Annotated in this window: 11 protein-coding genes; 7 read left to right on the top strand and 4 right to left on the bottom strand. The window is 68.5% G+C overall.

The features are described 5' to 3' along the window. Window positions 1–42 precede the first annotated feature (42 nt). The 7 genes from ACH46_RS15540 to ACH46_RS20870 all read left to right on the top strand — a co-directional run bounded on the left by ACH46_RS15540 (window position 43) and on the right by ACH46_RS20870 (window position 8,975). The gene (locus ACH46_RS15540; RefSeq protein ID WP_062393721.1) at window positions 43–3,744 is read left to right on the top strand and encodes a nitrate reductase subunit alpha; all 3,702 of its coding nucleotides are present in this window, start codon (window positions 43–45) and stop codon (window positions 3,742–3,744) included. Beyond that, window positions 3,744–5,423: a nitrate reductase subunit beta gene (narH, locus tag ACH46_RS15545; RefSeq protein WP_062393722.1), complete on the top strand. Its 1,680-nt coding sequence runs from the start codon at window positions 3,744–3,746 to the stop codon at window positions 5,421–5,423. Before ACH46_RS15540 ends, narH begins: the two co-directional genes overlap by 1 nt. Then, the gene (narJ, locus tag ACH46_RS15550; protein ID WP_062393723.1) at window positions 5,420–6,148 is read left to right on the top strand and encodes a nitrate reductase molybdenum cofactor assembly chaperone; all 729 of its coding nucleotides are present in this window, start codon (window positions 5,420–5,422) and stop codon (window positions 6,146–6,148) included. The genes narH and narJ overlap by 4 nt, the downstream gene beginning before the upstream one ends. Further along, window positions 6,145–6,891 carry a respiratory nitrate reductase subunit gamma gene (narI, locus tag ACH46_RS15555; protein WP_062393724.1) on the top strand — a complete coding sequence of 249 codons (747 nt, stop codon included), beginning with the start codon at window positions 6,145–6,147 and terminating at the stop codon, window positions 6,889–6,891. Before narJ ends, narI begins: the two co-directional genes overlap by 4 nt. Beyond that, complete coding sequence (locus tag ACH46_RS15560; protein ID WP_062393725.1) at window positions 6,891–8,120, top strand: MFS transporter; 1,230 nt, start codon at window positions 6,891–6,893, stop codon at window positions 8,118–8,120. The genes narI and ACH46_RS15560 overlap by 1 nt, the downstream gene beginning before the upstream one ends. Continuing rightward, window positions 8,117–8,449 (top strand): cupin domain-containing protein, encoded by a 333-nt coding sequence (locus tag ACH46_RS15565; RefSeq protein WP_062393726.1) that lies wholly within the window; start codon window positions 8,117–8,119, stop codon window positions 8,447–8,449. The genes ACH46_RS15560 and ACH46_RS15565 overlap by 4 nt, the downstream gene beginning before the upstream one ends. A gap of 79 nt (window positions 8,450–8,528) precedes the next feature. Next, window positions 8,529–8,975, top strand: coding sequence for an excisionase family DNA-binding protein (locus ACH46_RS20870; protein WP_082399712.1), 447 nt, complete (start codon window positions 8,529–8,531; stop codon window positions 8,973–8,975). 576 nt (window positions 8,976–9,551) lie between these two features. On the opposite strand, the gene ACH46_RS15580 is transcribed toward ACH46_RS20870, so the two are convergent. Genes ACH46_RS15580 through ACH46_RS15595 form a run of 4 tightly spaced genes read right to left on the bottom strand, consistent with a single transcriptional unit; the run spans window position 9,552 to window position 12,605 of the window. Further along, window positions 9,552–10,661 carry a sulfate/molybdate ABC transporter ATP-binding protein gene (locus ACH46_RS15580; protein ID WP_082399926.1) on the bottom strand — a complete coding sequence of 370 codons (1,110 nt, stop codon included), beginning with the start codon at window positions 10,659–10,661 and terminating at the stop codon, window positions 9,552–9,554. After that, window positions 10,658–11,446 (bottom strand): ABC transporter permease, encoded by a 789-nt coding sequence (locus ACH46_RS15585; RefSeq protein ID WP_062393729.1) that lies wholly within the window; start codon window positions 11,444–11,446, stop codon window positions 10,658–10,660. The genes ACH46_RS15580 and ACH46_RS15585 overlap by 4 nt, the downstream gene beginning before the upstream one ends. Then, a complete protein-coding gene (gene modA, locus ACH46_RS15590) occupies window positions 11,443–12,201 on the bottom strand; it encodes a molybdate ABC transporter substrate-binding protein (RefSeq protein WP_062393730.1) in 759 nt (252 codons plus the stop codon). Before modA ends, ACH46_RS15585 begins: the two co-directional genes overlap by 4 nt. Then, window positions 12,198–12,605 (bottom strand): TOBE domain-containing protein, encoded by a 408-nt coding sequence (locus ACH46_RS15595; RefSeq protein ID WP_062393731.1) that lies wholly within the window; start codon window positions 12,603–12,605, stop codon window positions 12,198–12,200. The genes modA and ACH46_RS15595 overlap by 4 nt, the downstream gene beginning before the upstream one ends. Between the last annotated feature and the right edge of the window lie 57 nt (window positions 12,606–12,662).

The raw sequence follows: 12,662 nt of genomic DNA on the forward strand, positions 1-12,662 counted from the left end.
TTTCAGACCAAATCCCTTGCCTCCGAGTCCTACTGTGAGCGCATGACTGCGTCTGACTCGGTGCAGGGCCCGGCCGCTCAAGCCCTGCTGGATATCGGAAAATTCTTCACCCGATGGGACGAGACGGCCGACAGCCGTGCCGTCTTCCGCGAAGGCGGCCGTGAGGGCGACGTCTTCTACCGCGACCGCTGGAGCCACGACAAGATCGTCCGCTCCACGCACGGTGTCAACTGCACCGGCTCCTGTTCGTGGAAGGTGTACGTCAAGGACGGCATCATCACCTGGGAGACGCAGCAGACCGACTACCCCAGCGTCGGCCCCAACCGCCCCGAGTACGAACCCCGCGGCTGCCCTCGCGGCGCCGCGTTCTCCTGGTACACCTACTCCCCCACGCGCGTCCGGCACCCGTACGCGCGCGGCGTGCTCCTCGAGATGTACCGAGAGGCCAAGGGCCGCTTGAAGGATCCCGTCCTCGCGTGGGCCGACGTCGTCGGCGATCCGATCCGCAGGCGGTCGTACCAGCAGGCCCGCGGCAAGGGCGGTCTGGTGCGCGTCTCGTGGGAGGAGGCCACCGAGATAGCGGCCGCCGCCCACGTGCACACCATCAAGACGTACGGCCCCGACCGCTGCGCCGGATTCTCGCCGATCCCAGCGATGTCGATCGTCAGCCACTGCGTCGGCACCCGCTTCATCCAGCTCATCGGCGGCGTCATGACGAGCTTCTACGACTGGTACGCCGACCTGCCGGTCGCCAGCCCGCAGGTCTTCGGCGATCAGACCGACGTCCCCGAGTCCGGCGACTGGTGGGACGCGTCGTACCTGATGATGTGGGGTTCCAACGTCCCGGTCACCCGCACCCCGGACGCGCACTGGATGGCCGAGGTGCGCTACCGCGGCACCAAGGTGGTCTCGGTGTCGCCCGACTACGCTGACAACACCAAGTTCGCCGACGAGTGGCTGCCCGCGCAGGCCGGCACCGACGCCGCCCTCGCGATGGCGATGGGTCACGTGATCCTCAAGGAGTTCTACGTCGACCGTTCGACGCCGTTCTTCTCCGACTTCACCCGCAAGTACACCGATCTCCCGTTCCTCATCCACCTCGACGAGCGCGACGGGACGCTGGTGCCCGGCAAGTTCGTCACCTCCGACGAGCTCGGCGGCACCACCGACGACGACCATTGGCGCACCGTCTTGATCGACGACGCCACCGGGCAGATGCACGTCCCCAACGGCACGCTCGGCGACCGCTACTCGGAGGCGGGCGAGGGCAACTGGAACCTGGACCTGCAGGGCGTCACCCCGCGCCTGACCCTGCTCGACGAGGTCGGCGCGCAGAATGTCGAGGTCTCGTTCCCGGTCTTCGACGCCCCCGACGGCAGCGGTGCCGTCATGACCCGCGGCGTGCCCGCCCGCAGCTTCGGCGGCGGCCTGGTCACCACCGTCTACGACCTCCTGCTCGCCCAGTACGGCGTGGGCCGCGACGGCCTCCCCGGTCAGTGGCCCACCGGGTACGACGACCCCACCAGCCCGTACACCCCGGCGTGGCAGGCCGAGATCACCAACGTCCCCGCCGAGGCCGCGATCCGGGTGGCTCGCGAGTTCGCGACCAACGCCGAGGAGTCCGGCGGGCGTTCCATGATCATCATGGGCGCGGGCATCTGCCAGTGGTTCCACGGCGACGCCACCTACCGCGCCATCCTGTCGATGCTGATCCTCACCGGTTCCATGGGACGCAACGGCGGCGGCTGGGCGCACTACGTCGGCCAGGAGAAGTGTCGTCCGCTGACCGGCTGGCTGTCACTCGCGAACGCCCTCGACTGGAGCCGGCCACCGCGGACCACCCCGGGCACGTCGTACTGGTACATGCACACCGATCAGTGGCGCAACGACGGCTACTCGACCTCGGCGCTCACCTCGCCGCTGTCGTCGGGGACGCTCGACGGGATGCACACCGCGGACGCGATCGCGCAGTCCGCGCGCCTGGGCTGGATGCCGTTCTACCCGCAGTTCTCCACCAATCCCCTCGAGGTGGCCGACGCCGCGCGCGCCGCCGTCGACGCCGGCGAGGCGGAGAATCCCGCCGCCTACGTGGCGGGCAAGCTGGGCGACGGGGAGCTGACCCCCGCCATCTCCGACATCGACGCCCCGGAGAACTGGCCGCGCACCCTGGTGCTGTGGCGGTCCAACCTGCTGGGTTCGTCGGCGAAGGGCAACGAGTACTTCCTCCGGCACCTCCTCGGCACCCACCACAACGTGCTCGGCACCGAGAACCCCGAGGCACCCCGCCCGCGCGAGGTGAAATGGCACGACCAGGCGCCCGAGGGCAAGCTCGATCTGCTGCTGTCGGCGGACTTCCGCATGACGTCGACCACCCTGCTGTCCGACATCGTGCTGCCCGCCGCGACCTGGTACGAGAAGCACGACCTGTCCTCCACCGACATGCACCCGTTCGTGCACGCGTTCAGTCCGGCGATCGATCCGCCGTGGGAGGCCAAGAGCGACTTCGACCTGTTCCACCGGTTGGCGCAGGAGTTCTCCCGGCAGGCGAAGACGCATCTCGGCACCCGGTACGACCTCGTCGCCACCGCCCTCCAGCACGACACGCCCGGCGAGACGGCGCAGCCGCACGGCCGCGTCGTCGACTGGCGGGAGACCGGGAATCCGGCCAAGCCCGGCGTCAACACGCCGGTGTTCCAGGTGGTGGAACGGGACTACACGGCGATCGCCGACAAGCTCGCGACCGTCGGACCGCTCGTCGACGAATTGGGATTCACCACCAAGCACGTCACCTTCGACGCCGGGTCGCAGGTTCCGAAGCTGGCGGCGTCGAACGGCGTGATGCCGCCGGGCCACACCGGCGAGGGCCGTCCCGCGATCGACACGGACGCCAAGCTGGCCGAGGCCATCCTGCTCTTCTCCGGCACCACCAACGGCGAGCTCGCCGTCGACGGCTTCAAGAAGTTGGAGCGGCGGGTCGGCAAGAAGCTCGCCGACCTGGCCGAGGGCTCGGAGGAGAAGCGCATCACCTTCGCCGACACCCAGGCCGCACCGGTCCCGGTGATCACGTCCCCCGAATGGTCCGGGTCGGAGACCGGCGGCCGCCGGTACGCGCCGTTCACGGTGAACATCGAGCGGGACAAGCCCTTCCACACGCTGACCGGCCGGCTGCACTTCTACCTCGACCACGACTGGATGCTCGACATCGGCGAGGCGATGCCGACCTATCGGCCGCCCCTCGACATGCATCGCCTGTTCGGCGAACCCAAGCTGGGTCAGGACGGCAGCAAGGAGATCACCGTCCGGTTCCTGACGCCGCACAACAAGTGGTCCATCCACTCCGAGTACCAGGACAACCTGTTCATGCTGTCGCTCTCCCGCGGCGGCCCCACGGCTTGGCTGTCCGCGGAGGACGCCGCGTCCATCGACGTCCGCGACAACGATTGGATCGAGTGCGTCAACGCCAACGGCGTGTACGTGGCGCGCGCCGTCGTCAGCCACCGCATGCCCGAGGGCGTCTGCTACGTGCACCACGCGCAGGAGCGGACCATCGACGTCCCGAAGTCGGAGGCCACCGGTCGACGCGGCGGCATCCACAACTCCGCGACGCGGCTGCTGGTGAAGCCGTCGCACCTGATCGGCGGCTACGCGCAGCTGTCGTACGCCTTCAACTACCTCGGACCGACGGGCAATCAGCGCGACATCGTGTCCACTATCCGCAAGCGAAGCCAGGAGGTGACGTACTGATGCGTGTCATGTCGCAGGTCGCGATGGTGATGAATCTCGACAAGTGCATCGGCTGCCACACGTGTTCGGTCACGTGCAAGCAGGCGTGGACCAACCGAGCGGGCACCGAGTACGTGTGGTTCAACAATGTGGAGACCCGGCCCGGTCAGGGCTATCCGCGCCGGTACGAGGATCAGGACGAGTGGAAGGGCGGCTGGGAGCTCAACAAGAAGGGCAAGCTCCGCCTCAAGACCGGCGGCCGCATGCAGAAGCTGTTCACCATCTTCCACAGCCCGGTGCAGCCGACGCTCGACGACTACTACGAGCCCTGGACCTACGATTACGAGACGCTGATCAACGCGCCGCTGGGCGACGACTTCCCCGTCGCCCGCCCCAAGTCGCTGATCACCGGTGAGGACACCAAGGTCACGTGGTCGGCCAACTGGGACGACAATCTCGGCGGCTCCATGGAGTACGGCGAGATGGACCCGATCGTCGCCAAGCTCCGCAAGGAGAGCTCGGACAGGATCAAGTTCGAGTACGAGCAGACGTTCATGTTCTATCTGCCTCGCATCTGCGAGCACTGCCTGAACCCATCGTGCATGGCGTCGTGCCCGTCCGGCGCCATCTACAAGCGCGAGGAGGACGGCATCGTCCTGGTGGACCAGGACCGCTGCCGCGGTTGGCGCCAGTGCATCACCGGCTGCCCGTACAAGAAGATCTACTTCAACCACCGGTCGGGCAAGGCCGAGAAGTGCACGTTCTGCTATCCGCGCATCGAGGTCGGTCAGCCCACCGTCTGCGCCGAGACCTGTGTCGGCCGCCTCCGCTACATCGGCATCTTCCTGTACGACGCCGACGCCGTCACCGCGGCCGCCGCCGTCCCGGACCCGCAGGACCTGTACGAGGCCCAGTTGGAGCTGATGCTCGACCCGACCGACCCGGAGGTGATCCGCCAGGCCAAGGCCAACGGAATCCCCGACGAGTGGCTCGAGGCCGCGCGTCGCTCCCCGGTGTACGCGCTGGCCAAGAAGTACAAGGTGGCGCTGCCGCTGCATCCGGAGTACCGCACCATGCCGATGGTCTGGTACGTCCCGCCGCTCTCCCCGATCACCGATCTGCTGGCCGAGCAGGGCCACGACGGCGAGGACCGCGACAACCTGTTCGGTGCCATCGAGTCCCTGCGCATCCCGATCGAGTACCTCGCCGAGATGTTCACCGCCGGCGACACCGACCTCGTCGAGTTCGTGCTGCAGAAGCTGGCGTCGATGCGGTCGTACATGCGCGATGTGAACCTCGGGCGGGAGACCAACCCGAAGATCCCGGAGAGCGTCGGCATGACCGAGGAGGAGATGTACGAGATGTACCGCCTCCTCGCGATCGCCAAGTACGACGAACGGTACGTGATCCCGACGGCTCACCACGAGCAGGCGCACAAGCTGGAGGAGACCGCCTGCCCCGTGGACTACGACGACGAGTTCAGCCACTACGGTTCGGGTGCGTTCGGGGAGATGAGCGGGCGCTCGGTGCCGGTCTCGGTGGAGACCTTCGAGGCGCTCAAGCAGCGGCAGACCACCGACGTCCCGGCGGGCGACTCGGTTCTCCGCGGCCGCACCAACCTGCTGAACTGGGACGGCAACGGTGTCCCGGACGGCATGTTCCCCCACGATGGATCGGCAGCGAACGGAACGAAACCGTGAAACTCCTGTCCCGCCGCCGTTCCCCCGCCCGCGTCGACTGGCGCGTGGTCCATCAGGTGTCCGCGTGGTGCCTGGGCTATCCGGACGACAACCTGTTCGGTCGCCTGGATCTGATGCGGGCCGCGCTCGACGAGCAGCCCGGCACTGAGGCCGCGACGGCGCTGCGTCGATTCCTCGACCACGTCGCGGGCGGCGACCGCGCCGAACTGGCGCAGCACTACACCGACGTCTTCGACATGTCGCGCAAGCGGACCCTGTACCTGTCGTACTGGGCCGCGGGCGACACCCGCCAGCGCGGCGCCGTGCTCGCCGAGTTCAAGCAGCTCTACCGCGACAGCGGGTTCCTGGTGAACCTGCAGGGCGAGCTGCCCGACCATCTGCCGATCGTCCTGGAGTTCACCGCGCTCGCCGACCCCGAGCGCGGCATCAAGGTCCTCACCGACAACCGCGCCGCCATCGAGCTGGTGCGCTTCGGCCTGATCGACATGGACTCCCCGTACGCCGACGTCCTGGCCGCCGTCTGCGCGACGCTCCCCGGCCAGTCGCCGCCCGACCGTGCGTCCGCGATGGCGATGAGCTCCGTGACACCGGCGGTCGAGGCCGTCGGACTGGAGCCGTACGGCACGTGGGCGCCCGGCACCCGCGACGACGGCTCCCAGGCGCCGCGCCTGCTTCCCCTCTTCACCGAGACCGAGCTCACCGACACTCCGGAGGCCTTCCGATGAGCATCTTCCTGTGGGGCGTCCTGCCGTACATCACGCTGCTGTGCGTGATCGGCGGAACCATCTGGCGCTACCGCTACGACAAGTTCGGCTGGACCACGCGCTCGTCCGAGCTGTACGAGTCGCGTCTCCTGCGGATCGGGAGCCCGCTGTTCCACTACGGCATCCTGGCCGTGATCGCCGGGCACGCGATGGGCCTGATCATCCCCGAATCGTGGACCGACGCCGTCGGCATCAGCGAGACCACCTATCACTGGATCGCCGCGGGCGGCGGCATCGTCGCCGCCATCGCCGCCGTGGTCGGCGTCGCGATTCTCATCTACCGGCGACGGACCATCGGACCGGTCTTCGTCGCCACCACCCGCAACGACAAGCTGATGTACGCCGTCCTCGTCGCCGCCCTGATCGCGGGCACCTACATCACGATCGTCGGCATGATCGACCCGCACGGCGAGGGCGTCAACTACCGCGAGACCGTCTCCCCCTGGTTCCGGTCGGTCTTCGCCTTCCAACCCGACATCGACGCGATGGAGGCCGCACCGCTGCGGTTCCACATCCACGCGGTGATCGGCATGATCATGTTCATCCTCGTGCCGTTCACCCGGCTGGTGCACATCTTCACCGCACCGCTGCACTACCTGTTCCGCCCGTACATCGTCTACCGCAGCAAGGACTCCCGCTCCGCCCCCGGCAACGCACCGAGCCGCCGCGGTTGGGACCCGATCGGAGTGAAGGACCGCGACTGATGACTGCCGCCGCCCAGATCGACAAATCCGCCCAGACTCGCAACCTCGTCCTCGCGACCGTCGCGTTCACCATCACCTTCTGGGCGTGGAACCTCATCGCCCCCCTCGCCACCTTCTACGCGGGCAGCGAGCAGATGTCGCTCGACGCCACCCAGAAGTCCATCCTGATCGCCGTGCCGATCCTCGTCGGCTCGCTCGGCCGGATCGTCGTCGGTGTGCTGACACCGCGCTTCGGCGGTCGTGTCATGTTCACGGTGCTGCTGCTGATCTCCGCGCCCTTCGTCCTGCTGGTCGCCGTCGCGGGCAGCCTGAAGTCGTTCCCGATGATGATCGTGATCGGCTTCTTCCTCGGCATCGCGGGCACCAGCTTCGCCGCGGGCATCCCGTTCCTCAACAGCTGGTATGAGGCGCACCGCCGCGGTTTCGCGACCGGCATCTTCGGTGCGGGCATGGGCGGCACCGCCCTGTCGGCGTTCTTCACGCCGCGCTTCCGCGAGTGGTTCGGCTACTTCCCCACGCACGTCGTCATCGCCGTCGCCCTGGTCGCGATGGCCGCCGTCTGCTGGACGTTCATGCGCGATGCACCCAGCTGGTCGCCGAACACCGAGCCGGCCTTCCCGAAGCTCTTCGACGCCATGAAGCTGCCGATCACCTGGCAGATGTCGTTCCTGTACGCGGCGGCGTTCGGCGGCTTCGTCGCCTTCTCCACCTACCTGCCGACCTACCTGGCCGACGTCTACGACATCGTCGACCTGAAGTCGGCGGGCGCCCGCACCGCCGGGTTCGCGATCGCCGCCGTCATCGCCCGCCCGCTCGGCGGCGTGCTGTCGGACAAGTTCGGCCCGCGCATCATCACCGCGATCTCCTGCGGTGGCGCCGCCGTCCTCGCGGTCTGGATGATCTCCAAGCCCGACGTCCACACCGGTCTGGCCGCCGTCGACTTCATCCTGATGGCGCTGATGATGGGCATGGGCTCCGGTGCCGTGTTCGCGTGGGTCGCCGTCGCCTCCCCGCCGGCCCGCGTCGGTGCGGTGACCGGTGTCGTCGGTGCCGCAGGCGGTCTCGGCGGATTCTTCCCGCCGCTCGTGATGGGTGCGACGTACAACGCCGACGCCCACTCGTACACCATCGGGCTCGCCCTGCTGGTGGCCTTCGCCGCCGTCGCCTGCCTGTTCACCCTGTTCGGCATTCCCCGCAGTGCCGACGAGAAAGAGAAGGCCGCAGCATGACCGATGTGAATCTGACCGAGCTCACCGCGGAACTGCTCGACGAGGCGCGCGCCGCGAAGTCCGGTCGCGCCGCCCAGACCGTCCGCGGGCACACCGAGCACCGGCTGCGGCACACGGTGATCGCCCTGACCGGCGGCTCCGAACTCGCCGACCACGAGAGTCCCGGCGAGGCCACCCTCCAGGTGCTGTCGGGCTCCGTCCGCATCACCGCACCCGACGGTGAGTGGTCCGGCGCCGCCGGCGCCCTCGTCGACATCCCGCCCGTCCGCCACGGCCTCATCGCCGACGAGGATTCGGCGGTCCTGCTGACGGTCGCGCTGTCGGAGTAGCACCCGAATCGGAGACACCTCCGCCATTGCACTTGTATCTGAATCCACCTACAGTTACAAGTGAAATTGGAGGCGGGCGATGACGACGATCCCAAACAGCTCTGCGACATTCACCTCGCCCGAGCAAGCAGCCCAGGCGCGACGACTACGCCCGGCGTTGGCGAGCGCCCACAACCCCGAGTTCACGCTGCTGACCTCTGCCGAATCGGCACCCATTGCCATTCCAGAGGACCTCGCCACCGTGTTACGTTCCGTCGTCGATGCGATGTCACAAGGCGTGGCGATCACGATCACCCCCTTGCCCGACGAGCTGACGACAACGGTCGCGGCGCACGAATTGGGCGTCTCGCGCCCGACACTCATGAAGCTGATCGCAGACGGAAGACTGGAGGCCCACAAGGTCGGGTCCCACACCAGATTGATGACCGCCGACGTCCACGCGCTCCGACGACAGCGACGCCATGAGCAGCGTCGAGCCTTCGACGAGTTGAGGCGTTACGAGCGCTCAATCGGGATCGACGAATAAAACTACCCAAACGAGACATATCATCCGGCTTCTCTGTACGCTCGCGACATGGCATCTGGCGCACTCCGAGTCCTGCCCGACGCCAACATCTGGTTCTCCAGAACCCTCCGAGACTGGTTGGTGCTGATCCAACTCGAGCGAGACCGCCAACCCGATCCTGAACTACCGGGACCCGAAGGATGCGCACATTCACGCTGCGGCAGTCCAGCACCGCATCGACGTCGTCATCTCGAATAATGTGCGAGATCTCCGAAGGCACGGAGACACCGCGTCGGAGTTCGCGGTTCTAACCGCGGACGAGTTTCTGACCCTGGTCGACGACACCTCACCGAGCCTGGTTCAGGCCGTCACCAATCGCCAGCGCCGGTACTGGGCCGACCGACGACCGACCGTCACCCTGACCGCCGCGCTAGTCAGCGCCGGCGCACCAGAGTTTGCGAAGCGCGTCGAACGCCATCTCGAATCCAACGCGTGATCGGACCTCTTCCGCAGCCCCGTCCCCGTTCGGTCGAGCGAGACCGCGTATCGAGGCCACACCCGGACGGGACCGAGCGCACCGTCATCGTTCAGCCCGACCTATCGATATTTGCGTCCCCCTGACGCCGGTCCGAGGGCAAATCGCCCTCGGCTCGGTGCCACGGGGACGCAAATATCCGTACCGCCTGCGCGCGCCGCCAGCACCCGCATCTCCGTCGGCGTCAACCACACCCGCTCCCCCACGCCGGGCAGGCCCCCGCCCAGCGGGACCTCTGCGACCAGCCCGCTCTCGCTCTCGATCCGCACACGACCGCCGTGCATCGACACCGACCGCACGCGAGTGCGAACCGCGCCCGACGTCGTCGACAGCGTGACCTCATGCGGCACGACGATCCCGAACGCCTCTGCACCGTCGGCGATCTCGTCCGCTGCGACGCCGGGCAGCACGTCGTCGCCGACCACCAGCGCACCGTCGTCCCACCGGCCGTGCACCACGCAATAGCCGGCGAGGGCCGCGGTGAAGGGATGCCGCGGCGACGACGCCAACTGGGCGGGCGTCGCGTCGTCGACCACTGCGCCGCGATCCAGGACGAGGCAGCGGCTCGCCGACTGCCACGCGTCCGACAGCTCGTGCGTCACCAAAACGCTGGTGGTTCCGGTCCGCGACAGTTCCTCGGCCAGCATCCGGCGGATCGTCGGGGCGCTCTCGGCGTCGAGCGCCGCGAACGGCTCGTCGAGCAGCAGCACCTCCGGTTCTGCGGCCAGTGCCCGCGCGATCGCGACGCGCTGCTGCTGCCCGCCGGAGAGTCGCGCAGGCTTCCACGAGCCGACACCCGGCAGTCCGATCCGCTCCAACCAGCCCTCGGCGACGGCCCGCGCCTCGCGCCGCGACCGGCCCTGCGACCGAGGCCCGAACGCGAGGTTGTCGAGCACACTCAGGTGCGGGAACAGTCGCGGCTTCTGCTCCAACAGGGCGATCCGACGCTGCTCGGGCGGGACGTGTGCGGTGCCGTCGAGCACCCGGTCGCCGACGCGGATCTCGCCCGTCATCGGCACCAGCCCGGCGAGCGCGCCGAGGATCGTCGACTTGCCCGCCCCGTTGGGGCCGAGGATGGCGAGGCAGTCGCCTGCGGGCACGTCGAACGCGGCGGACAGCGCGAAGCCGGCTCGGTCGACGATGATCTGCGCGTGCAGCGGGCGCCCGGTCATCGGATCGCGTCCTGTCGCCACGACCGCAGTCCCAGCACGATCACCGCGGTGCTCACCAGCAGGAGCAACGACAGTGCGACGGCCGAGTCCTGGGTGACCCCGACCCCGTTGAACGCGGTGTAGATGGCCAGCGGCATGGTGCGGGTGACGCCGGGTGCGTTGCCTGCGAACAGGGCCGTGGCACCGAACTCGCCGAGCGCGCGGGCGAACGCCAGGGCGGCGCCCGCCGCCAGGCCCGGCAGGACCAGCGGCAGCGTGATCCTGCCCAGGACGCGCCAGCGGCCTGCACCGAGGGTGGCGGCGATCTGCTCGTAGCCGCAGTCCGCGGTCCGCAGCGCGCCGTCGAGGGTGATGACGTAGAACGGCATCGCGACGAAGGCCTGCGCCACCACCACCGCGGCGGTCGTGTACGGGAGGCTGTAGCCGGTCGCCTCGAACAGCGGCTTCCCCACCAGACCCGACCGCCCGAGCAGGGCGAGCAGCGCCAGGCCGCCTACCATCGGCGGCAGCACCAGCGGGATCAGGACCACCGCGCGCAGCACCGATGCGCGACGTCGTGCTGCGCGCGCGATCACCACGGCGAGCGGGGTGCCGAAGAGGACGCAGACGACCGTCGCGCACGCCGCGGTCACCAGCGACAGTCCCAGTGCGGTCATCGACGCGGACGAGAAGAGATCGTCGCCGAGGGTGCCCCACCGGACCCGCGACACCAATCCGATGATCGGTGCCACGAGCAGCGCCAGCGCGATCAGCGCCGGCACGTAGAGGGGCTTGGGAATGGTCACGGCAGGCCGAACCCGTAGCGCTCCAGAACCTTGCGGCCGGCGTCGGAGAGGACGAAGTCCACGAACGCCTGCGCGGCCTTCGGAGCCTCGGCGTTCTTCGTGACCGCGATCGGGTACCGATTGACGACGGCGTCGGCACCGGCCGGGGTGATCCCGGTCAGGGCGTCGCCGGCGGCGGCGACGTCGGTCTTGTAGACCAGCCCGGCATCGGCCTCGCCCTGCTTCACCCGGGTGACGACCGAGGTCACGTTGGTCTCCTCGCTGACCGGCTTCACGGTGACGCGGGCGGAGTCGAGCAGGGTGCGCGACGCCGTGCCGCACGGGACCTGCGGCGCGCACAGGACGGTCGCCACACCCGGCTTCGCGAGGTCGGCGAGGCCGACGATGTGCTTCGGATTGCCCGGTGCCACCGCGATCTGGAGCGTGTTGGTGGCGAAGATCGCGCCGGTGCCTGTGATGCCCTTCGCGGTGACCGGTTGCAGACTGGCCTCGTTGGCGAAGGCGACGACGTCGACGTCCGCGCCCTCGACGATCTGGGTGGCGAGCGCCTGCGAGCCGTCGTAGACGATCGGCGCCACCGAGTACTCGGGGGCCGCGGCGGTGAACTGCTCGGCGAGGTCGTCGAAGACGCCTTGCAGCGAGGCTGCGGCGAAGATGGTGATCCGGTCACCGGCTTTCTGGTCGGCGTCGTTGCTCGCGCATCCGGTCAGCACCAGCGCGAGCGCCGCGAGGAGCGCGAGGGCCTTCCTGTTCATCCGCGGGCCCCGCTCTGCGTCTCGACGATGACGGTCGTCGCCTTCACGGTGGCGGTCGCGAGGGACCCGATCTCCAGCCCCAGGTCACGGACGGCTTCGGTGGACATCAACGACACCACGCGGTGCGGTCCGCAGCGCATCTCCACCTGGCTCATCACCGGGTCGGACTGCACGTGGGTGACGATGCCGACGAACCGATTACGGGCACTGGTCGCACGGTCGACCGGATCGTGCTGGGCCGCGTCGTCGGCACTGAGGAAGGCGGCGAGGTCGGCTCCGTCGATCACCGTGCGCCCCGCGTCATCGGTGCCGGACGGCACGCGGCCCTGGTCGATCCAGCGGCGCAGCGTGTCGTCGCTGACGCCGAGCAACTCTGCCGCGTCACGCACCTTGAATACGGTCACATCTGAAGAATCTATCCGCAACTGCGGATCAACAGGGGGTCGACAGCCGCATTCGCG

This window comes from Gordonia phthalatica, from assembly GCF_001305675.1.
GTDB classification, from domain to species: Bacteria; Actinomycetota; Actinomycetes; order Mycobacteriales; family Mycobacteriaceae; genus Gordonia; species Gordonia phthalatica.